This is a genomic window from Halopseudomonas sp. Lyrl_26 (assembly GCF_051948695.1).
Taxonomy (GTDB): Bacteria; Pseudomonadota; Gammaproteobacteria; order Pseudomonadales; family Pseudomonadaceae; genus Halopseudomonas; species Halopseudomonas formosensis.
Window position 1 is genome coordinate 163,174 of sequence record NZ_JAYJLH010000003.1, and the last position, 21,986, is coordinate 185,159.

The 21,986-nt window shown below is 60.3% G+C and carries 22 protein-coding genes; 18 read left to right on the plus strand and 4 right to left on the minus strand.

Annotation, left to right across the window (positions count from 1 at the left end):
- The 3 genes from recF to dnaA are packed head-to-tail and all read right to left on the minus strand — an operon-like array spanning nt 1 to nt 3,718.
- On the minus strand, nt 1-1,107 hold the full coding sequence (recF, locus tag VF673_RS05920) for a DNA replication/repair protein RecF (RefSeq protein WP_090539477.1): 1,107 nt from the start codon (nt 1,105-1,107) through the stop codon (nt 1-3).
- Between the two features lie 5 nt (nt 1,108-1,112).
- Nucleotides 1,113-2,216, minus strand: coding sequence for a DNA polymerase III subunit beta (dnaN, locus tag VF673_RS05925; protein WP_440291255.1), 1,104 nt, complete (start codon nt 2,214-2,216; stop codon nt 1,113-1,115).
- A 47-nt stretch (nt 2,217-2,263) separates the two neighbouring features.
- Complete coding sequence (dnaA, locus tag VF673_RS05930; protein WP_440291256.1) at nt 2,264-3,718, minus strand: chromosomal replication initiator protein DnaA; 1,455 nt, start codon at nt 3,716-3,718, stop codon at nt 2,264-2,266.
- Nucleotides 3,719-4,322: 604 nt separating this feature from the next.
- Here dnaA and rpmH point away from each other — a divergent pair.
- From rpmH to mnmE, 5 genes are all read left to right on the plus strand, one after another.
- The gene (rpmH, locus tag VF673_RS05935) at nt 4,323-4,457 is read left to right on the plus strand and encodes a 50S ribosomal protein L34 (RefSeq protein WP_074779021.1); all 135 of its coding nucleotides are present in this window, start codon (nt 4,323-4,325) and stop codon (nt 4,455-4,457) included.
- A gap of 14 nt (nt 4,458-4,471) precedes the next feature.
- The gene (rnpA, locus tag VF673_RS05940) at nt 4,472-4,870 is read left to right on the plus strand and encodes a ribonuclease P protein component (protein ID WP_090539472.1); all 399 of its coding nucleotides are present in this window, start codon (nt 4,472-4,474) and stop codon (nt 4,868-4,870) included.
- Entirely contained in the window at nt 4,863-5,105 is a 243-nt protein-coding gene (gene yidD / locus VF673_RS05945) for a membrane protein insertion efficiency factor YidD (protein WP_273125221.1), read from the plus strand. The genes rnpA and yidD overlap by 8 nt, the downstream gene beginning before the upstream one ends.
- 2 nt (nt 5,106-5,107) lie before the next feature.
- Nucleotides 5,108-6,811 carry a membrane protein insertase YidC gene (gene yidC, locus VF673_RS05950; protein WP_440291257.1) on the plus strand — a complete coding sequence of 568 codons (1,704 nt, stop codon included), beginning with the start codon at nt 5,108-5,110 and terminating at the stop codon, nt 6,809-6,811.
- Nucleotides 6,812-6,926: 115 nt separating this feature from the next.
- The gene (gene mnmE, locus VF673_RS05955; RefSeq protein ID WP_320331491.1) at nt 6,927-8,297 is read left to right on the plus strand and encodes a tRNA uridine-5-carboxymethylaminomethyl(34) synthesis GTPase MnmE; all 1,371 of its coding nucleotides are present in this window, start codon (nt 6,927-6,929) and stop codon (nt 8,295-8,297) included.
- A 227-nt stretch (nt 8,298-8,524) separates the two neighbouring features.
- Here the strand turns inward: mnmE and VF673_RS05960 are convergent, their stop codons facing one another.
- Nucleotides 8,525-9,286, minus strand: coding sequence for a TauD/TfdA dioxygenase family protein (locus VF673_RS05960; protein WP_440291258.1), 762 nt, complete (start codon nt 9,284-9,286; stop codon nt 8,525-8,527).
- A 184-nt stretch (nt 9,287-9,470) separates the two neighbouring features.
- Here VF673_RS05960 and VF673_RS05965 point away from each other — a divergent pair, with 184 nt between their 5' ends.
- The 13 genes from VF673_RS05965 (at nt 9,471) to atpD (ending at nt 21,944) form a co-directional block, all read left to right on the plus strand.
- Nucleotides 9,471-10,475, plus strand: coding sequence for a helix-turn-helix domain-containing protein (locus tag VF673_RS05965; protein ID WP_440291259.1), 1,005 nt, complete (start codon nt 9,471-9,473; stop codon nt 10,473-10,475).
- 450 nt (nt 10,476-10,925) lie between these two features.
- The gene (gene mnmG / locus VF673_RS05970; RefSeq protein WP_440291392.1) at nt 10,926-12,824 is read left to right on the plus strand and encodes a tRNA uridine-5-carboxymethylaminomethyl(34) synthesis enzyme MnmG; all 1,899 of its coding nucleotides are present in this window, start codon (nt 10,926-10,928) and stop codon (nt 12,822-12,824) included.
- Nucleotides 12,825-12,829: 5 nt separating this feature from the next.
- Nucleotides 12,830-13,459 (plus strand): 16S rRNA (guanine(527)-N(7))-methyltransferase RsmG, encoded by a 630-nt coding sequence (gene rsmG, locus VF673_RS05975; protein ID WP_090539598.1) that lies wholly within the window; start codon nt 12,830-12,832, stop codon nt 13,457-13,459.
- Nucleotides 13,460-13,481: 22 nt separating this feature from the next.
- On the plus strand, nt 13,482-14,270 hold the full coding sequence (locus VF673_RS05980; protein ID WP_440291260.1) for a ParA family protein: 789 nt from the start codon (nt 13,482-13,484) through the stop codon (nt 14,268-14,270).
- Between the two features lie 34 nt (nt 14,271-14,304).
- The gene (locus VF673_RS05985) at nt 14,305-15,168 is read left to right on the plus strand and encodes a ParB/RepB/Spo0J family partition protein (RefSeq protein ID WP_090539455.1); all 864 of its coding nucleotides are present in this window, start codon (nt 14,305-14,307) and stop codon (nt 15,166-15,168) included.
- Nucleotides 15,169-15,324: 156 nt separating this feature from the next.
- The gene (locus tag VF673_RS05990; protein ID WP_090539596.1) at nt 15,325-15,729 is read left to right on the plus strand and encodes a F0F1 ATP synthase subunit I; all 405 of its coding nucleotides are present in this window, start codon (nt 15,325-15,327) and stop codon (nt 15,727-15,729) included.
- Nucleotides 15,730-15,742: 13 nt separating this feature from the next.
- A complete protein-coding gene (gene atpB / locus VF673_RS05995; protein ID WP_090539453.1) occupies nt 15,743-16,597 on the plus strand; it encodes a F0F1 ATP synthase subunit A in 855 nt (284 codons plus the stop codon).
- A 60-nt stretch (nt 16,598-16,657) separates the two neighbouring features.
- Nucleotides 16,658-16,897, plus strand: a complete 240-nt coding sequence (gene atpE, locus VF673_RS06000) for a F0F1 ATP synthase subunit C (RefSeq protein WP_044499327.1) — start codon at nt 16,658-16,660, stop codon at nt 16,895-16,897.
- Between the two features lie 93 nt (nt 16,898-16,990).
- A complete protein-coding gene (locus VF673_RS06005; RefSeq protein ID WP_090539450.1) occupies nt 16,991-17,461 on the plus strand; it encodes a F0F1 ATP synthase subunit B in 471 nt (156 codons plus the stop codon).
- An 11-nt stretch (nt 17,462-17,472) separates the two neighbouring features.
- Nucleotides 17,473-18,009: a F0F1 ATP synthase subunit delta gene (locus tag VF673_RS06010; RefSeq protein ID WP_090539447.1), complete on the plus strand. Its 537-nt coding sequence runs from the start codon at nt 17,473-17,475 to the stop codon at nt 18,007-18,009.
- A gap of 15 nt (nt 18,010-18,024) precedes the next feature.
- Nucleotides 18,025-19,569, plus strand: a complete 1,545-nt coding sequence (gene atpA / locus VF673_RS06015; RefSeq protein WP_440291261.1) for a F0F1 ATP synthase subunit alpha — start codon at nt 18,025-18,027, stop codon at nt 19,567-19,569.
- Between the two features lie 74 nt (nt 19,570-19,643).
- Complete coding sequence (atpG, locus tag VF673_RS06020; protein WP_090539444.1) at nt 19,644-20,504, plus strand: F0F1 ATP synthase subunit gamma; 861 nt, start codon at nt 19,644-19,646, stop codon at nt 20,502-20,504.
- Nucleotides 20,505-20,567: 63 nt separating this feature from the next.
- Nucleotides 20,568-21,944 carry a F0F1 ATP synthase subunit beta gene (gene atpD, locus VF673_RS06025; protein ID WP_090539442.1) on the plus strand — a complete coding sequence of 459 codons (1,377 nt, stop codon included), beginning with the start codon at nt 20,568-20,570 and terminating at the stop codon, nt 21,942-21,944.
- Nucleotides 21,945-21,986: the final 42 nt, after the last annotated feature.

A 21,986-nucleotide genomic window follows, 5' to 3' on the forward strand; every position in this document is an offset into this window, starting at 1 on the left:
TCACTCCCAGACATCTTCGGTCTGCACAATATGCCCATGTTCCACGTGGAACATCGACACGGGTGTATCGGTTTTCCAACATTCCCGCAGGGTAGCCAGTTCAACACAACTGATAAAAACCTGGCACTCCAGGTTTTCCAGCAGCGAGCACAGCGCCCTGCGGTGGTGTTCGTCCAGCTCTGACGGCAGATCGTCCACCAGAAAAACACAATCCTGCTGCGCGCCGTGTTGCTTCATCAGATAACCCTGAGCAATCTTCAGCGCGCAGACAACCAACTTCTGCTGCCCCCGGGACAGCACATCCACCGCATTCATACCGCGGTAACGCAACCTCAGATCAGCCCGCTGGGCCCCGGCCTGGGTATAGCCAAGCTGGGTGTCGCGCTCGAACTGCTCATCCAGCACCTGCGCCAGTGGCTTCTCCCGATCCCAGCCGCGGTAATAGCTGAGGGTGAGGTCCTCCAACGGCACCAGCTGGGCGAGGATATCCTCGAACACGGGCTTGAGCTGCTGCAGGTAAGCCTGCCGGAAAGCATCCAGCTGCTCCCCCGCTGCCACCAGCTCTATCTCCCAGGGCTGCAGCATGGAACGTTGTATTCTACCACGTCGGAGCAGGCTGTTACGCTGCTTGAGGCTTTTTTGCAAGCGTTGCCATGCCGGGAGAAACTGATGTTCCACGTGGAACACACCCCAATCCAGGTATTGTCGACGCTGTTTCGGCGCTCCTTCCAGCAACCGGAAGCTGTCCGGGTTGATCAACTGCAAGGGCAGGGCCGCAGCCAGTTCCGCAAGGCTGCGCACCTTCTGCCCATCCATTCGGATCTGGTAATCGGGTTCCTTGCTGCGCGTAATCCCAACGGAATTGGTTACCCCACTGCGCTGCGCGATTTCACCGAAGACGGTGCAGGCCTGTTCGCCGTAACGTATGACCGGTTGCAGGCGGGTGCTGCGGAAGGAACGGGCCAGACCAAGCAGGTGAATGGCTTCCAGGAGGCTGGTCTTGCCGCTGCCATTGGCGCCATGGATGAGATTGATGCGGGGAGAGGGGTGTAATGTCACCGGCTGCAGATTGCGCACGCCGGTGACTGAGAGACGCTTGAGCGGCATGGCGCTCAGAGACGCATGGGCATAACGACGTAGAGGGAATCGTCCGACTCGGCTTCCTGAACCAGGGCACTGCTGTTGGCATCGGAGAGGGTGATGCGCACCTGCTCTTCACTCAATACGTTCATCACGTCCAGCAGATAACTGACGTTGAATCCGATTTCCAACGGGCTGCCGGAGTAATCCACCACTGCATCCTCTTCCGCCTCTTCCTGTTCCGGGTTGTTGGCCTGGATCTTCAGCAGCGAGTCGCTGAGCATCAGACGAATGCCACGGTACTTCTCATTGGACAGAATGGCGGTACGGCTGAAGGCATTGCGCAGGGAATGGCGATCGGCGATGACCACCTTGTCACCACCACGGGGCAGAACCCGTTCGTAGTCGGGGAACTTGCCATCAACCAGCTTGGAGGTGAAGGTGAAGTCACCGGTGGTCGCGCGGATATGATGGCTGCCCAGCACGATATTGATCAGATCATCCGCTTCCGCAAGCAGGCGGGCCAGTTCCAGAATGCCCTTGCGCGGCACGATAAGCTGGTACTTTTCCTGATAGTCGATATTGGCGTCCACGGTGCACATGGCCATGCGATGACCGTCGGTAGCGACCGCACGCAGCTGACCGGCGTTGATTTCCAGCAGCATGCCATTGAGGTAGTAGCGCACGTCCTGTTGAGCCATGGCAAAACCGGTACGCTCGATCAGACGGCGCAGCTTGTTCTGGCTGACAGCAAAACTCATGGAGCCGGCACTGTCTTCCACGTTCGGGAAATCCGCCGCCGGCAGGGTCGCCAGGGTGAAGCGGCTGCGACCGGCCTTGACCACCGCCTTGCCTTCTTCGACGCGGAAGTTGATGCTGGCCTCATCCGGCAACGACTTGCAGATGTCCATCAGCTTGCGCGCCGGCACTGTGATCTCGCCCGCTTCGGCAGGTTCTTCCAGGGTGATCCGGCCGATCAGTTCCACTTCCAGATCCGTACCGGTCAACGACAGCGTATTTCCATCGACCACCAGGAGGACATTGGAAAGAACCGGCAGGGTCTGCCGGCGTTCGACGACACCCGCCACCAGTTGCAGGGGCTTCAACAGGGCTTCGCGCTGGATGGTAAATTGCATTGTCTTCCTTCGACCTCGTGCAGGTTGGCAATTTGCTTGGCACACACTCAGGTGGTCAGTGTCCGTAGCAGGTTCTTGTAATCTTCGCGGATATCCGCATCAGTTTCACGCAGTTCTGCGATCTTTCGTGTGGCATGCAGCACAGTTGTGTGATCCCGTCCGCCAAAGGCGTCACCGATCTCCGGCAGGCTGTGGTTGGTCAGTTCCTTGGCCAGGGCCATGGCTACCTGACGGGGTCTGGCCACCGAGCGGGATCGGCGCTTGGACAGGATATCCGCCACCTTGATCTTGTAGTACTCGGCCACGGTGCGCTGGATGTTGTCGATGCTGACCAGCTTGTCCTGCAGTGCCAGCAGGTCCTTGAGTGACTCGCGGATCAGCTCGATGGTGATATCCCGGCCCATGAAGTGGGCACTGGCGATCACCCTTTTCAGAGCACCTTCGAGTTCACGGACGTTGGAGCGGATGCGCTGGGCAATGAAGAAGGCAGCGTCGTGGGGAAGGTCGATACGCGACTGCTCGGCCTTCTTCATCAGAATGGCTACCCGGGTTTCCAGCTCGGGCGGCTCGACCGCCACGGTCAACCCCCAGCCAAAACGGGACTTGAGGCGCTCTTCAAGGCCGTCGATTTCCTTCGGATAACGGTCACTGGTGAGAATGACCTGCTGGCCGCCTTCAAGTAAGGCATTGAAAGTATGGAAGAATTCTTCCTGTGACCGCTCTTTCTTGGCAAAGAACTGGATATCATCGATCAGCAGTGCATCCACCGAGCGGTAGTAGCGCTTGAAGTCGTTGATGGCGTTCATCTGCAGCGCCTTGACCATGTCGGCCACGAAGCGCTCGGAATGCAGATAGACAATCTTGGCCGCCGGGTTCTTCTTCAGCAGATGATTACCCACCGCATGCATGAGGTGAGTCTTGCCCAGACCCACGCCACCATAGAGGAACAGCGGGTTGTAACCGTGCCGCGGGTTGTCGGCCACCTGCCAGGCCGCAGCGCGGGCCAGCTGGTTGGATTTGCCTTCGACGAAATTCTCGAAGGTGAAGCTGCGATTGAGGTAGCTGGTATGCTTGATCAGAGTACTGCCCTGATCGGCGCGCTGCGGCGGCTGCGGTTCGTCCTCGGCGTTACCCTGATTGGCCGCGTCCGGCTGGAAGCCATGCCCCTGGGACACCACCGGAGCCGGTGCCGCAGGGGCAGTGTCCCCCCCCACGGCAGGCGCAGCCACCGGGCTCGGGGCTGGAGCAGGGGCGCTGCGCCGGCTGCCGATCACCAGGGACACGAAAGGCGCCTGTCCCTGGGACAGATCATCCAGCAGTTCCTGAATGCGATTGAGGTACTTGTCATTCACCCAATCCAGCACGAAGCGGTTCGGAGCGTACAAGCGCAGTTCCGCATGGTCGCCTTCTACCTGCAGTGGACGAATCCAGGTATTGAACTGCTGGGAAGGAAGCTCATCGCGCAAGAATTCCATGCATTGCTGCCAGAGTACAACAGACACTAATTTCCCCCGACTCCGGGTCGCGAGGGCCCGGTTCAGCTTGGTGAAAGATGGTGCAGGACGGCCAGCCTGACGGGCCTGCGAGCATCCTGCATTCTAGCCTTTCGGCCCTCACTTATCCACACGCCCGAGCATCTGCAGATCGGGTTCCCGATACCGGAACACCCGCCTGAACGCGCGTGAAAAAAGCCGCCTGAAAGCTCCCGGCCCTTGAGCCGCGCGGCTTCCTGAAATCTGTGGACAATCCCTGTATGACCCTGTTAGCAGGTCGGCGGTTTGTCTGAGGATAAATCCGGCTGTGGATATCATGCCCGCTTATCCACAAGCCCGACACAACCACGGACGGGTGATGTGAACAGAGTACCCACCGGCTTGTCCTTCCCCGATCAGCCAGCAACGGCGCACCCTGGCCGCGGTTATCCACAGAAAAACGCCTGCCTATATACATCAACATCCATAGTCTTTTAAAAATCTGTCTTTCTTTATTCCTAATTTACTCATCCCCCTTGGAAATCAAATTGACCTGAGCAGGCTTCTTCTCTAGAATCTCCGATCCCTTGAAAGGGCTTCACTGCTCTTTTGTGAATTACTCAGGTATCTGAAGATGAAAAGAACTTTCCAACCCAGCGTTTTGAAGCGTAAGCGCAACCACGGTTTCCGTGCTCGTATGGCTACCAAGAACGGTCGTGCAGTTCTGGCTCGTCGTCGCGCCAAGGGCCGTCACAAGCTGTCAGCCTAAGACCGGATTTGCAGGTGAATCTCGGGTTCACTCCTGAACACCGGCTATTGACGCCCGCGCAATTCAAGAGCGTATTCGATGGAGCCACCTGCAAGGCCTCTGGTTCCCATATCCTGCTGCTGGCCAGGCACAACAGCCTGGATCATCCGCGATTGGGACTGGTCATTGCCAAGAAGAATGTCCGGCGGGCCGTTGACCGCAACAAGGTAAAACGCATTGCCCGCGAGTCCTTCAGACACCACCGTGCCGAACTGGACAATCTGGATATCGTCGTCCTGGCCCGCAAGGGTCTGGGCGAGCTTGACAATGCAGCGCTGCATGTCCTGTTCCGGGACATGTGGCGCCGGCTGAACAAGGCCGCTGACAAATACCACCGCTCCAGCAATTCCGGACGCCCGTCATCCAATGCGTAATCTCGCGTTAGGACTGATCAAGGTTTACCGTTACGCTATCAGTCCGCTGATGGCCAGTCATTGTCGTTTCTACCCATCCTGTTCCTGCTATGCCCAGGAAGCCATCGAAGAACATGGCTTGCTCAGGGGTAGTCTGCTCAGTGCACGGCGCCTGTCCCGTTGTCATCCCTGGAACCCGGGTGGCTATGATCCTGTACCACTCAAGAACAACTGTTCGTCTCAGATGGCTGAATAACCATGAACATGCAAAGAAACATCCTCATCGCTGCGCTGGCTGTGATCACCTATCTGATGATCCTGCAGTGGAACAAGGATTATGTTGACCCGGTCGCCGAAGCGGCAGTCAACGGCAGCAGCCCGCAGGCCCACACAGCGGACGTTCCTGCCCTGCCCGGTACCCCGGCCGATGCGGTGACCGAGAATGGTGATGTTCCCCTGGCAGTCGAGGCGGACGGCTCGGATATTCCGGCTCTGCAACCGACCACCACAGCCTCGACCGCAAGTGGTCTGATCAGCATCGAGACCGACACCCTGCGCCTGACCATAGATCCGCGCGGTGGTGATATCGTCTCCCTGGCACTGCCCGAGTACCCGGTGCACCAGCAGCGTCCGGATGTTCCCTTCCAGCTGCTCGAGAACAGTAGCCAGCGCACCTACATTGCCCAGAGTGGTCTGGCCGGTCGCAACGGGCCGGATGCCCGGGCCAACGGTCGTCCGCTGTACCAGGCAGAACAGACCAGCTACCAGCTGGCCGAGGGGCAGGACAACCTCGCCGTCGATCTGCGCTTCAGCGAGAACGGCGTCAACTACACCAAGCGTTTCACCTTCACCCGTGGCGATTATCTGATCAAGGTCGACTACCTGATCGACAACCAGAGCGGCGAGACCTGGAACGGCGGTCTCTACGGTCAGATCAAGCGTGATGGCAGTGGAGATCCGTCGAGCTCCACCGCTACCGGCATGGCTACCTTCCTCGGCGCCGCCTACTGGAGCGCCGATGGTTCCTATGAGAAGCTCAAGCTCAAGGACATGGACAAGGGCAACCTGCGCGAGACAGTGACCGGTGGCTGGGCCGCCTGGCTGCAGCACTACTTCGTCAGCGCCTGGGTGCCCGCCGCCGATGGCCAGCACGTCTATCAGACCCGCAAGGACAGCCAGGGCAACTACCTGGTCGGTTTCGTCAGCCCCTCGGTGAACGTGTCCGCCGGTGAACAGGCGGAGATCGGTGCCCAGTTCTACGCCGGTCCCAAGATTCAGGATCGTCTGAAGGAAATCTCCCCCGGCCTGCACCTGACCGTCGACTACGGCTTCCTGTGGTTCATCGCCCAGCCGCTGTTCTGGATTCTGAGCCTGATTCATGGCCTGGTCGGCAACTGGGGCTGGAGCATCATCCTGCTGACCATCCTGATCAAGCTGGCCTTCTTTCCCCTGTCGGCGACCAGCTATCGGTCCATGGCCAACATGCGCCGCGTCGCACCCAAGATGCAGGCGCTGCGCGAGCAGTATGGCGATGATCGCCAGAAGCTGTCCCAGGGCATGATGGAGCTGTACAAGAAGGAGAAGATCAATCCGCTGGGTGGCTGCCTGCCGATCCTGGTGCAGATGCCGGTGTTCATCGCGCTGTACTGGACCCTGATGGAAAGCGTCGAGATGCGTCAGGCTCCGTGGATCGGCTGGATCACCGACTTGTCGCTGAAGGATCCGCTGTTCATCCTGCCGATCCTGATGGGCATCAGCATGTATATCCAGCAGCTGCTCAACCCGACCCCGCCGGACCCGATGCAGGCCAAGGTGATGAAGATGCTGCCGGTGATCTTCACCTTCTTCTTCCTGTGGTTCCCGGCCGGTCTGGTGCTGTACTGGGTGGTCAACAACATCCTGTCGATCGCGCAACAGTGGTACATTACCCGGCAGATCGAAGGCGCCGCGGCAAAAGACTGATCGCCCAGCCGGCATCCACGCAAACGCCCCGATTTCGGGGCGTTTTGCTGTACGCGCGCCGAGCCCGGCGCGACCGCCCGCAGTGCGGACCAGGTTTGATCCACAGGAGCCCTCAATGAGCCGCCCATATCACGCCGATACCATCGCCGCCATCGCCACGCCCCCGGGCCAGGGTGGGGTCGGCATCGTCCGGGTGTCCGGCCCGGCTGCCCTGCAGGTGGCCCAACGCATCAGCGGCATCACGCCGCGGCCGCGCCACGCCCATTACGGTGCCTTCACTGCCGCCGGGCAGGTGCTGGATCAGGGCCTGACCCTGTACTTCCCCGGCCCGCATTCCTTTACCGGCGAGGATGTGCTGGAACTGCATGGCCATGGCGGCCCGGTGGTGATGGACATGCTGCTCAAGGCCTGCCTGGACTGCGGCGTGCGCCTGGCCCGGCCCGGCGAGTTCAGCGAGCGCGCCTTTCTCAATGACAAGCTGGATCTGGCCCAGGCCGAGGCCATCGCCGACCTGATCGAGGCCAGCTCGGAACAGGCGGCCCGCAACGCGGTGCAGTCCCTGCAGGGGGCCTTCTCGCAGCGGGTACAGGCACTTACCGAAGCCCTGATCCAGCTGCGCATTTACGTCGAGGCGGCAATCGACTTTCCGGAGGAGGAGATCGATTTTCTCGCAGACGGCCATGTCCTTTCCCAGCTGCAGCAGGTGCAGGAAGATCTGCGCCAGGTCCAGCGTGAAGCCGGTCAGGGCGCCCTGCTGCGCGATGGCATGAATGTGGTGATCGCCGGCCGTCCCAATGCCGGCAAATCCAGCCTGCTCAATGCCCTGGCCGGCAGGGACAGCGCCATTGTCACCGATATTGCCGGCACCACCCGGGATATCCTGCGCGAACATATCCACATCGATGGCATGCCCCTGCATATCATCGACACCGCCGGCCTGCGCGATACCGACGATGTGGTTGAACGCATCGGTGTCGAGCGGGCCATGGCCGCCATCGCCGACGCCGACCGCATTCTGCTGGTGGTGGACGCCAGCCAGCCGGAGGCACGCCACCCCGACAGCCTGTGGCCGGAGTTTCTGGATCAGCACCCGGACCCGGCGAAGATCACCCTGATCTACAACAAGGTGGACATCAGCGGCGAAGCCGTGGGCATGCAACAGGCCGAGGATGGCAGCGTTGTCCTGCGGCTCAGTGCCCGCAGCGGCGAGGGGGTGGAGCTGCTGCGGGAGCACCTGAAGACCTGCATGGGCTTCGAACAGACCGCCGAAAGTCTGTTCAGCGCCCGGCGCCGGCACCTGGAAGCACTGCAACAGGCCGCCGACTATCTGGATCATGGTCAGCAGCAACTGACCCTGCTCGGCGCCGGCGAGCTGCTGGCCGAGGACCTGCGCATGGCGCAGCAGGCCCTGGGGGAAATAACCGGGGAATTCAGCCCGGATGATCTGCTGGGGCGGATTTTCTCCAGCTTCTGTATCGGCAAGTAACCGTGCCCGGCACGGTCACACCGGCGCAATACTGAATTCGATCTGACCGAGCGGCCCGTAATCAGCCCGATAGCTGCCCGGTTGAAAGGGTATGGCATCACCGCAGGTGCCGGTCATCAGTAAAGTGCCATCGGTAACCGGCCACTGATGGTTCTGTATCCGGTCAAGCATCCACTCCCCGGCTTCCTCTGGTCCATTCATCGAGGACAGGGCGCAGGCCTGTTGAATCAGCTGGTTATCCCGAAACAGCCAGCCCCAGTTTGCGTTGTATGAGTTCGTTGGTTCTGCCAGAGATAGAGTTCCAGCAACAGCTGTTCGGCCTCGGACTCCTCCATTCCGTCTATACCTATGATGTAACCGAGGCAACCGAACAGGCATTCCTCGCCGGTCTCCGGATGCCTGCGGATAAGCGGGTGCAGCTGGGTATCGTAGGCGGATTCGGAAGTATGGATCCTGAAGCCGCGTTGCTTGCCGCTGGCCTTCTCCTTTTCTCCATACATACCGGTCGGCGCATAGGCCAGGCGCGCCGAGTGGATGGCCTGCTTGCCCTCGATGCGTTCGCGCAGCTCCGCGGGCATTGCCTTCAACGCCGCATGCTGGTTGACGAAGTCGGTATTGCCGCCATGGGGCGGTATGACAATGCCATGCAGTATGGTGGCTGCCGGCGGGTTCTTGCCGAAGCTCCAGTCGGTGTGCCACGCATCGGCAAAGATGGGGGTGGTTTCATCCGCCGTTCGACGGATCTCGATGACATTGGGGCGGTCGTCCAGCGGCGCAATGTAGGGATCACCGGCGAAGGAGCCGAAGTACAGGCTGAAGCGTTCGAGGTCCTCGTCATCCATATTCTGGTCGGTAAAGGCGAGCACATGGTGCCTCAGCCAGGCCTCTCGAATATCCCTGATCACGCTCGGGTCCAGCTCCCGGGACAGATCCAGGCCGGATATGGTGGCGCCGCAGGCGCCCTGACTGGGCGTTATGGTAAAGGTCATTTCTTGTACTCCCGCTCGAAACTGGCGATGGAAACGGCTCGAAGACACAGCTGATGACTCGCTCGCCTTGATCATATGGGATGAAGCGCAGCCGCTCATTGGGAGTTGACGCAACAAGTGTGCATTATGTGCCACACTGCCTGAATCACGGAATGTGCTTTATGCCAATCGAATGGGCATCACCATGGACCATCGGCAGATCAACAACCTGTGGGTCAACGGCCTGCTTCAGACCTTCTCCGCTCTGGGGCTGGATATGGCGGCCCTGTGTCGAGGGATAAAGAGCATAGAACAGGGGCGCCTGGCCCCCGGACAGCAGGTTGATCTGGTGGAAGCCCGCACGCTGTGGCACCGGGCCGTCGCCACGTCCGACTTCAGCAATCTCGGTGTGGAGGTAGGCCTGCGTCTGAGTCCCCGCTCTACCGGGCTGCTGTTCCCCCTGCTGCTGCACAGCCCGTCGATACGCACGGCGGTGGAGCTGCTGGTGCGATATCAGATGCTGATCAGTCAGAATGGCCTCTTTCGGGTCAACGACATCAGCAGCAGCAACAGCCTGCTGTGCACCTACGTCCCGGCTCGGTCCTCCGTGGCGGTGCACCCGCAACATTCGCTTTCCGTTATCACTGCCGCTCTGAAAACCCTGGGTTCGATCTCGTCGCGCAGGATCCGGACTTCACTTTGCCTGCCGGCGGGTCTTGATGCCGAGGGGATATCCGCTTTGCTGCAATGCCCGGTACAGGCCGCTGGCGAACTCTACATCCTGGAATTGGCGTGCGAAGGCATGGACGAGCCTATAGCCGGGCGCGACGAGCATCTGTATCAACTGACGCTGGGATACGCCGAAGGTCTGCTGCGTGCGCAGAACGCAGGCCAGGGATTTCTCGATCAGATCAAGCACCATATGGACAGCGAGCAGCTGGTGCAGACGGACATAGCTACCGTCGCCGCAGCGGTGGGGGTGACCCGGCGTACCCTGCAACGCCATCTCGATGATCAGGGCACCAGCTTTCGCAAACTCAAGGAAGGCCTGCTCAAGGAGAGGGTACTGGAGCTGCTGGTGGCAAGACACCAGCCCATCGCCCACATAGCCGAAGCCCTCGGTTATGCCGATGTCAGTACCTTCCATCGTGCCTTCAAGGCCTGGTTCGGTGTTACCCCCCGACAATTCAAAAGCCAGATCGGCAGTTGATCCGGCTTCCTCGCGCCGGCCTTGGATGCCCCAGTGTCCTTTTTCGACCTCCCTGAGCCCTGTGGACAAACGCCCCTCAACCCTGACCATAACCGGAGGCAGAAGACTGTGGAGAAATCCGCTGTGGATAAGCCGGCTGGTTATGCACAGCATGCGAGGGGGTGTTCGCACTGCCTGTGCGCAGGCAGGACACAAGGTTATGCTTTCGGCAAGACGCTGTTTTATCGAGCGTTTTACGGCTTATCCACAGAAAGGCGGTTGCTCATATACAACATCAGTATCTATCTTTTTAAATCTCTGTTCTTTCTATTTCTATTAACAGGCCGGATTCCGGGTCCTGGGTGGGCTGGTCAAAAAATGGTCAGCGGCTGCTGCAATTTTTCCGCTCTGCGCCTATAATCAGCCCCTTTTCCCGATCGTCCGGCCAGCGTCCGGACAACGAGGTGCGTGTTGGATTTTCCGGATCGTTTTGACGTGATTGTGGTAGGTGGCGGCCATGCGGGTACCGAGGCCGCATTGGCGGCTGCCCGCATGGGGGGCCGAACCCTGCTGCTCAGCCATAATGTCGAGACCCTGGGGCAGATGAGCTGCAACCCGGCCATCGGCGGCATCGGCAAGAGCCATCTGGTCAAGGAAGTGGACGCCCTGGGCGGCGCCATGGCCCGCGCTACCGACCGTGCCGGCATCCAGTTCCGCGTGCTCAACAGCCGCAAGGGGCCTGCGGTGCGAGCCACCCGCGCCCAGGCTGACCGGGTGCTGTACAAGGCCGCCATCCGCTACATGCTGGAAAACCAGCCGAATCTGTGGATATTCCAGCAAGCCTGCGACGATCTGATTGTCGAACAGGACCAGGTCCGCGGTGTGGTTACCCAGATGGGCCTGCGGTTTCTGGCCGATAACGTGGTACTGACCACAGGCACCTTCCTCGGTGGCCAGATCCATATCGGACTGGACAACTACTCCGGTGGCCGCGCCGGTGATCCACCGGCCATCGCACTGGCCCGTCGCCTGCGTGAACTGCCCCTGCGGGTAGACCGGCTGAAGACCGGCACACCACCGCGGATCGACGGTCGCACCGTGGACTTCTCGAAGATGACTCCCCAGCCGGGCGATACGCCGATTCCGGTGATGTCCTTCCTCGGCAGCGTCGAGGAGCATCCCGAGCAGGTCAACTGCTGGATCACCCATACCAACGAGCGCACCCACGAGATCATCCGCAACAACCTGGATCGCTCGCCGATGTACACCGGGGTGATCGAGGGTGTGGGCCCGCGTTACTGCCCGTCGATCGAGGACAAGATCCACCGTTTCGCCGACAAGGATTCGCATCAGGTCTTCATCGAGCCGGAGGGTCTGACCACCCACGAGCTGTACCCCAACGGCATTTCCACCTCGCTGCCCTTCGATGTGCAGCTGGAGCTGGTGCGCTCGATCCGCGGTATGGAAAACGCCCATATCCTGCGCCCGGGCTATGCCATCGAATATGACTACTTCAACCCCCAGGACCTGAAGTATTCGCTGGAAACCAAGGTCATCGGCGGACTGTTCTTCGCCGGGCAGATCAACGGCACCACGGGCTACGAGGAGGCCGCAGCCCAGGGACTGCTGGCCGGACTGAACGCAGCACGCCGCGCCCGGGATCTGGAAAGCTGGTGCCCACGCCGGGATGAGGCCTACATCGGGGTACTGGTGGATGACCTGATTACCATGGGCACCCGCGAGCCCTACCGCATGTTCACCTCCCGCGCCGAGTACCGTCTGGTCCTGCGCGAGGACAATGCCGACCTGCGTCTGACCGAAAAGGGGCGCGAACTCGGCCTGGTGGATGATGAGCGCTGGGCGGTGTTCAATGCCAAGCGCGAAGCCATAGCCGCCGAAACCCAGCGGCTGGCAAGTACCTGGGTGCAGCCCGGCAGCGAGGTCAGTCAGGCCTTTGCCGAACGCTTCAACACGCCGCTGACCCGTGAGTACAGCCTGCTGGATCTGCTGCGCCGCCCGGAGGTGGATTACCGCACCCTGACCGAGTTGACCGGCAGCGTGGATGTTCCCGCCGATGCCGCCGAGCAGGTGGAGATCCAGACCCAGTACGCCGGTTACATCGAGCGTCAGCAGGATGAGATCGCCCGGCTGCGTCAGCACGAGGAAACCCGCCTGCCGGAGGATCTGGATTACGCCGCGCTCAATGGCCTGTCCAAGGAAATCAGCCAGAAACTGGCCAGTATCCGTCCCCAGACCCTGGGTCAGGCGTCACGGGTGCCCGGCGTTACCCCGGCCGCGATCAGTCTGTTGCTCATCCATCTGAAGAAGCGCAATGCGCTCAATGATGGCAAATTGTCCCGGGAGGCTTGAGGTTGATGGTCGATCACGCACGGCAGCTGTCGCGCGGCGCTGAGCAGATGGGCATTGCCCTGAGTGAGCACCAGGCCGAGCAGCTGCTGGCCTACATGGCGCTGCTGAACAAATGGAACAAGGCATACAACCTGACGGCGGTGCGTGATCCCAACGAGATGGTCAGTCGCCACCTGCTCGACAGTCTCAGCGTGTTGCCCCATGTAGAGCAGGGGCGCTGGCTGGACGTGGGCAGCGGCGGCGGCATGCCCGGGGTGATACTGGCGATCATGCTGCCGGACAGCGATTTCACCCTGCTCGACAGCAATGGCAAGAAGACGCGCTTCCTCACCCAGGTCAGGCTGGAGCTGGGTCTGGACAACATGCAGGTGGTCAACAGCCGGGTGGAAGCCTTTTCCCCAGATCGGCCTTTTGACGGTATAGTGTCCCGAGCATTCAGCTCGTTGGCCGACTTCACCGAACTGACCCGGCATCTGAGCACACCGCAGACCCGGTGGCTGGCGATGAAGGGGCTGTATCCGCAGGATGAACTGCAGGCGCTGGCCGACGATTTCCGTGTGCAGCGCAGTATCGAGTTGTCGGTACCGGGCAGTGATGCCAGCCGGCATCTGCTGGTTCTGCAACGGACGGCGTAAGGTAAACCGAGAGGAGATTCCTGTGGGCAAGGTACTGGCTATTGCCAACCAGAAGGGCGGCGTCGGCAAGACGACCACCACGGTGAATCTGGCCGCCTCGCTGGCGGCAACCAAGCGCAAGGTGCTGCTCATCGATCTGGATCCCCAGGGCAATGCGACCATGGGCAGCGGTGTGGACAAGTCCCAGCTGGAACGCTCGGTCTATGACGTACTGACCGACCGCTGCACCCTGGCCGATGCGCTGCAGAACAGCGAAGCCGGCGGTTATGCGCTGCTGCCGGCCAATGCCGATCTCACTGCAGCCGAGGTCGAGCTGCTGGAGATGAAGATGAAGGAGAGCCGGCTGCGCTATGCCCTGGCCGGGGTCCGCGAGAATTACGACTTCATCCTCATCGACTGCCCGCCGTCACTCAACATGCTCACCGTCAATGGCCTGGTGGCCGCCGACGGGGTGATCATTCCCATGCAGTGCGAGTACTACGCGCTGGAAGGACTTTCGGCGCTGGTCACCACTATCCAGCGCATCGGCTCGGTGCTCAATCCGAACCTGAAGATCGAGGGGCTGCTGCGGACCATGTATGATCCGCGCAACAGCCTGACCCGGGAAGTGTCCGAGCAGCTGAGCGAGCATTTCGGGGACCGACTGTACCAGACGGTCATCCCGCGCAACGTGCGTCTGGCCGAGGCACCCAGCTACGGGCTGCCGGTGCTGGCCTACGACAAGCAGTCCCGCGGTGCCGTGGCCTATCTGGCTCTGGCCGGGGAGCTGGTACGGCGCACGCGCAAGGCAGCCAGTGAGGCGGCCGGTTGAACAATCCACTCTTTTGGTAAAGGACAGCACAGGCATGGCGGTCAAGAAACGCGGCTTGGGACGGGGGCTGGATGCACTCTTGGGGCAGACCGGCGTCAACGCGACTTCCAACGACGGCGCTCAGGATCAACAACTGCGTGAGCTTCCGGTTGATCTGATCCAGCGTGGCAAATATCAGCCCCGGCGGGACATGGATCCCCAGGCGCTGGAGGAGCTGGCCAGCTCGATCAAGGCCCAGGGCGTGATGCAGCCGATCGTGGTCCGACCCATTGCCGATGATCGTTATGAAATCATTGCCGGCGAGCGACGCTGGCGTGCCTCCCAGCAGGCCGGGCTGGACCGCATCCCGGCCGTGATCCGGGAAGTGCCCGACGAAGCCGCGATCGCCATGGCGCTGATCGAGAATATCCAGCGCGAGGACCTCAACCCCATCGAAGAGGCCCTGGCGCTGCAACGCCTGCAGCAGGAATTCGAACTGACCCAGCAGCAGGTAGCCGATGCGGTGGGCAAATCCCGCGTCACCATCACCAACCTGCTGCGGCTGATGTCCCTGGCCGACGACGTCAAGGTCATGCTCGAGCGCGGCGATATCGAGATGGGCCATGCCCGTGCCCTGCTCGGCCTGCCCACCGAACAGCAGAGTGAGGCAGCGCGCCAGGTGGTGGCCCGCGGCCTGACCGTGCGGCAGACCGAAGCACTGGTGCGCCAGTGGCTGAACCCGCGCCGTGAATCGGGTCCTGCGCGCAGCAATCCGGACATCGAGCGCCTGCAGCAGGATCTGGCCGAGCGCATCGGCGCCGAAGTGAAGATCCAGCACGGTGCCAAAGGCAAGGGCAAACTGGTGATCAGCTACAACTCGCTGGACGAACTTGACGGCGTGCTCATGCACATCAAGTAACAACTGCGACATTGCAGCGCACCACGTAAATCAACAGCTGTAGTTGAATCGACTACGTAATGCACCTATACTCCTCGCGCTATTTTGGCTGGGCAAAATGCATCAGCCTGTTGCACAGAGTGCGCGGTTGAGCAGGTCGCAATGATGAGGGGCAGCATGGTCGTAAAGACGCCCAACAAGGCTCCCTTTCACCGAACTCCCGCGTTCCCGGTCTTGATGTTGCAACTGGTAGTGACACTTGGGGTAGCGCTCGTCCTGTGGCTTTTCCAGGGCTTGGTAGCAGGCTACTCGGGTTTGTTGGGAGGACTTGTGGCGCTCATCCCCAACAGCTATTTCGCCTTCCGGGTGTTCCGTTACAGCGGAGCCCGTTCGGCCCGCGCCATCGTCGGGGAGTTTTACTCCGGCGAGGCAGGCAAACTGATATTGACGGCTGTACTGTTCATTACGGTATGGCTTGCAGTGGAACCGCTCAACGTGGCTGCCGTGTTCGGCAGTTACCTGGCGGTGCTGGCAACAGGGGCCAGCGCACTGCTGATCGTCAGGGGCTTTCCAAAGCATTAGGTCTGAGGCAAATATGGCAACTACATCCGCTGAATACATTCAGCACCACTTGCAGAACCTGACCTTCGGTAAACTGCCGGCAGGTTATCAACGTGCCGACGGCAGCATCGTCGAAGAGGCGACCTGGACACTGGCCCGTACCAGTTCCGAGGCAGCCGACATGGGCTTCATGGCGGTTCATGTGGACACCCTGGGCTGGTCGATCTTCATGGGACTGATCTTCCTCGGGCTGTTCCGCTTCGTTGCCAAGCGCGCCACCGTCGATACCCCCAGCGGTCTGCAGAATTTTGTCGAGATCGTCGTCGAATTCGTCCAGGGTATCGTCAAGGACACCTTCCATGGTCGCAATCCGCTGATTGCACCCCTGGCCCTGACCATCTTCGTCTGGATCTTCCTGATGAACTCGCTGAAGTGGATCCCGGTGGACTACATCCCGGGCATCGGCATGGCGCTGGGTCTGGACTACTTCAAGATAGTGCCCACCACTGATCCCAATGCCACCTTCGGCATGTCGATCGCGGTGTTCGCACTCATCATCTACTACAGCATCAAGATCAAGGGTGTGGGCGGCTTCACCCGCGAGCTGACCCTGACTCCTTTCAACCACTGGGCGCTGATTCCGTTCAACCTGTTCCTGGAAGTGCTGGGTCTGCTGACCAAGCCGCTGAGTCTGGCGCTGCGTCTGTTCGGTAACATGTATGCCGGCGAAGTGGTGTTCATCCTGATTGCACTGCTGCCCTTCTACGTGCAATGGGTACTCAATGTGCCCTGGGCAATCTTCCATATTCTGGTAATTCCGCTGCAGGCCTTCATCTTCATGGTGCTGACTGTGGTGTATTTGAGTGCTGCCCATGAGGACAATCATTAAGCAGCCGCGAGCCCTTGTTCAACCAACTTGAACTACAACCTTTGATCTCTAGGAGTAATTATGGAACTCGTTATCATCGCAGCCTCTATCATGATCGGTCTGGGCGCTCTGGGTACCGGTATCGGCTTCGCCATCCTGGGCGGCAAGCTGCTGGAATCCACTGCCCGTCAGCCTGAGCTGGCTCCGCAACTGCAAACCAAGACCTTCCTGATGGCCGGTCTGCTCGACGCCGTGCCGATGATCGGCGTTGGTATCGCGATGTACCTGATCTTCGTTGTAGCACCTGGCGTTGCCGGTTAATTCCTGACTGGTAACGATGAACGGCAGGACAATGGTCCTGCCGTGTCGATCTTGTCCTCCAGGACTCAACGAAATAGCACGAGGTAAATCGCTGTGAATATTAATCTGACGCTGTTTGGTCAAACGATTGCCTTCGCTATTTTTATCTGGTTTACCATGAAGTTCGTATGGCCGCCGGTAACCCGCGCCATGCAGGAACGCCAGAAAAAAATCGCCGAAGGCCTGGATGCGGCTGGCCGCGCCCAGCGTGACCTGAGCCTGGCTCAGGAAAAAGCTACCCAGACCCTGCGTGAGACCAAGGAACAGGCTGCTCAGATCCTCGAGCAGGCCAACAAGAGTGCCAACCTCATCATCGAGGAAGCCAAAGAGCAGGCACGTTCCGAAGGTGAACGTCTGATTGCAGCTGCCAAGGCTGAAATCGAACAGGAAATGAACCGCGCCAAGGATCAGCTGCGCGCCCAGGTTGCCGCGCTGGCCGTCAAGGGTGCCGAACAGATCCTGGAGTCCGAAGTGGACTCTGCGGCCCACAGTGAGCTGGTCAACAAACTGGCCTCACAACTCTAAGCGAGGCGAGCATGGCTACTATCACTACGCTGGCTCGGCCTTATGCAAAAGCGGCTTTCGAGTTTGCTACTTCTGCTGCTGCGCTGGATGCCTGGTCGGGCATGCTGGCTCTGACAGCCGCCGTAGCCGCCGATCCGGTTTTTGTCGAGAGAATGCGTGACCCGTCCCTGACTCGGGAACGCAAGGCCGATGATCTGCTCATGGTATGCGAAGGCAGCGTTACTCCGGAGTTCGGAAACTTCATCCGTACCCTGGCCGATAACGACCGTCTGCTCCTGATCCCGGACATCGCCGAGCTCTTTGAGCAGTACAAGGCGGAACACGATCGCAGTATCTCAGTCGAGGTGGAGTCCGCCTTCGAGCTGACTGACGATCAACAGAAAACGCTGGCAACCGCTTTATCCAAGCGGTTAGACCGCACAGTAACTCCTCATGTGACCATCAATCCGTCCCTTATCGGCGGTGTGTTGATTCGTGCGGGTGACCTGGTCATCGACGGTTCGGTCCGCGGCAAGCTTGCCAAGCTGGCCGAGGCGTTGAAATCCTGATTTGAGGGACATGGCATGCAGCAATTGAATCCTTCCGAAATTAGCGAAATTATCAAGCAGCGCATCGAGAAGCTCGATGTGAACACCCAGGCCCGGAATGTCGGCACCATCGTCAGCGTTTCCGACGGTATCGTGCGCATTCACGGTCTGGCAGACGTAATGTACGGCGAAATGATCGAGTTCCCGGGTGGTGTCTACGGTATGGCACTGAACCTGGAGCAGGACTCCGTCGGTGCCGTTATCCTGGGTAACTACCTGACCCTGGCCGAAGGTATGGAAGCCAAGTGCACCGGCCGCATCCTGGAAGTTCCGGTTGGTCCGGAGCTGCTGGGCCGCGTGGTTGACGCCCTGGGTAATCCGATCGATGGCAAGGGCCCGATCGAGGCCAAGCTGACCGACGCCGTCGAGAAGGTTGCGCCCGGCGTAATCTGGCGTAAGTCGGTAGACCAGCCGGTACAGACCGGTTACAAGGCAGTCGACTCGATGATTCCGATCGGCCGTGGCCAGCGTGAGCTGATCATCGGTGACCGTCAGATCGGTAAGACCGCCATGGCCATCGACGCCATCATCAACCAGAAGGACAGCGGCATCCGCTGCGTCTACGTTGCCGTCGGTCAGAAGCAGTCCACCATCGCCAACGTGGTGCGCAAGCTCGAAGAGCACGGCGCCCTGGCCAACACCATCATCGTTGCCGCGTCCGCTTCCGAGTCGGCTGCCCTGCAGTTCCTGGCGCCCTACTCCGGTTGCACCATGGGTGAATACTTCCGCGACCGCGGTGAAGACGCCCTGATCGTGTTCGACGACCTGTCCAAGCAGGCTGTGGCCTACCGCCAGATCTCCCTGCTGCTGCGTCGTCCGCCGGGACGTGAAGCCTACCCCGGTGACGTGTTCTACCTGCACAGCCGTCTGCTGGAGCGCGCTTCCCGCGTTTCCGAGGAGTACGTCGAGCAGTTCACCAAGGGTGAAGTGAAGGGCAAGACCGGTTCCCTGACCGCGCTGCCGATCATCGAAACCCAGGCCGGTGACGTCTCCGCCTTCGTACCGACCAACGTGATCTCCATCACCGACGGTCAGATCTTCCTGGAGTCCGACCTGTTCAACTCCGGTATCCGCCCTGCGGTCAACGCCGGTGTGTCGGTATCCCGTGTAGGTGGTGCGGCCCAGACCAAGATCATCAAGAAGCTGTCCGGTGGTATCCGTACCGCTCTGGCTCAGTACCGTGAACTGGCGGCCTTCGCCCAGTTCGCCTCTGACCTGGACGAAGCGACCCGCAAGCAGCTGGAGCATGGTCAGCGCGTGACCGAGCTGATGAAGCAGAAGCAGTATGCGCCCATGTCCGTTGCGGAAATGGCCATCAGCCTGTACGCCGCCGAGAAAGGTTTCCTCGCCGACATCGAGATCAACAAGGTAGGTGCTTTCGAGACCGCCCTGCTGGCCTGGTTCAAGCGCGAGAAGGCCGATCTGCTCGGCAAGATCAACGAGAAAGGCGACTACAACGACGAGATCGAAGCCGGTATCAAGTCTGGCATCGAAAACTTCAAGGCGACCCAAAGCTGGTAAGCCGAGGGCGGGATGGGGCAAGGCTTCATCCCGCTTCGTGCGATACGGCCACGGGCTAACCTGAAAGGTGTGACATGGCAGGCGCAAAAGAGATTCGCGGTAAAATTTCGAGTATCAAGAGTACTCAGAAGATCACCAGCGCCATGGAAAAGGTGGCGGTCAGCAAGATGCGCAAGGCACAGCAGCGCATGGCGACCAGCCGCCCCTACGCTGAGCGGATTCGTCAGGTCATTGGCCATCTGGCCAATGCCAACCCCGAATATCGCCACCCCTTCATGCAGGAGCGTGAAGTCAAGCGGGTTGGTTATATCGTGGTCAGCACGGATCGTGGTCTTTGCGGTGGCTTGAACACCAACCTGTTCAAGGCACTGGTAACAAACATGAAGGAGTGGCGTGACCGTAACGTCGAAACCGAACTGTGCGTGATCGGTACCAAGGGTGCCCAGTTCTTCCGCAGCTACGGTGGCAACGTCGTCGCGGCGATCAGCGGTCTGGGTGAGGAACCCTCGCTGAACGACCTCATCGGTAGCGTCAAGGTCATGCTTGACGGCTACAACGAGGGCCGCATCGACCGTCTGTATCTGGTGTCCAACGAGTTCGTCAATACCATGGTGCAGAAGCCCCGGGTAGAGCAACTGATTCCTCTGGTGGCCTCGGATACCGATGAGCTGCAGGAGCGCTGGGACTATGTATACGAGCCGGATGCCCAGCTGCTGCTGGACGGTCTGCTGAAGCGCTATATCGAGTCCCAGGTCTACCAGGCCGTGGTCGAGAACAGTGCCAGCGAACAGGCAGCCCGGATGATCGCGATGAAAAACGCCACCGACAACGCGGGCGACATCATCGACAGTCTGCAGCTTATCTACAACAAGGCTCGTCAGGCAGCGATCACCCAGGAAATTTCGGAAATCGTCGGCGGCGCCGCGGCGGTCTGACCCGGCCAGGGCAGACAGGACCGGCAAGACGAAACGGTTTCATACCACTTAGAGGAACCAACAATGAGTAGCGGACGTATCGTTCAAATCATCGGTGCCGTCATCGACGTGGAATTCCCGCGCGATCAGGTGCCGAACGTCTATGACGCGCTGAAAGTCGTCGGCGCAGCAACCACCCTGGAAGTCCAGCAGCAGCTGGGTGACGGCATCGTCCGTTCCATCGCCATGGGTAGCACCGAAGGCCTCAAGCGTGGCCTGGACGTGACCAACACCGGCAAGGCCATTTCCGTACCGGTTGGTGCAGGCACCCTGGGCCGCATCATGAACGTACTGGGCGAGCCGATCGACGAAGCCGGCCCGGTTCAGTGCGACGAGCAGTGGGGCATCCACCGCGCGGCGCCCAGCTATGCCGAGCAGGCCGGTGGTACCGATCTGCTGGAAACCGGTATCAAGGTCATCGACCTGATCTGCCCCTTCGCCAAGGGTGGCAAGGTCGGTCTGTTCGGTGGTGCCGGTGTGGGCAAGACCGTGAACATGATGGAGCTGATCAACAACATCGCCAAGGCGCACAGCGGTCTGTCCGTGTTCGCCGGTGTGGGTGAGCGTACCCGTGAAGGTAACGACTTCTACCACGAGATGAAGGACTCCAACGTTCTGGACAAGGTAGCGATGGTCTACGGCCAGATGAACGAGCCGCCGGGTAACCGTCTGCGCGTGGCCCTGACCGGTCTGACCATGGCCGAGAAATTCCGTGAGGAAGGCAAGGACGTACTGCTGTTCATCGACAACATCTACCGTTACACCCTGGCCGGTACCGAAGTATCCGCGCTGCTGGGTCGTATGCCGTCGGCCGTAGGTTATCAGCCGACTCTGGCCGAGGAGATGGGTGTTCTGCAGGAGCGTATCACCTCCACCAAGACCGGTTCCATCACCTCCATCCAGGCCGTATACGTACCTGCGGACGACCTGACTGACCCGTCTCCGGCCACCACCTTCGCTCACCTTGACGCGACCGTGGTACTGAGCCGTGACATCGCCTCCCTGGGTATCTACCCGGCGGTGGATCCGCTGGACTCCACCAGCCGTTCGCTGGATCCGCTGGTGATCGGTCAGGAGCACTACGAAGTGACCCGTGGCGTTCAGTACGTTCTGCAGCGCTACAAGGAGCTGAAGGACATCATCGCCATCCTGGGTATGGACGAGCTGTCCGAGGAAGACAAGCAACTGGTAGCCCGCGCTCGTAAGATCCAGCGCTTCCTGTCGCAGCCCTTCCACGTGGCAGAGGTCTTCACCGGTGCGCCCGGCAAGTACGTGCCCCTGAAGGAAACCATCCGTGGCTTCCAGGGCATCCTCAATGGTGATTACGATCACCTGCCGGAGCAGGCTTTCTACATGGTTGGCACCATCGACGAAGCGGTCGAGAAAGCGAAGAACATGTAATGGGCCGCGCCCGCGCAAGCGGGCGCAGAACCGAGGCAACTT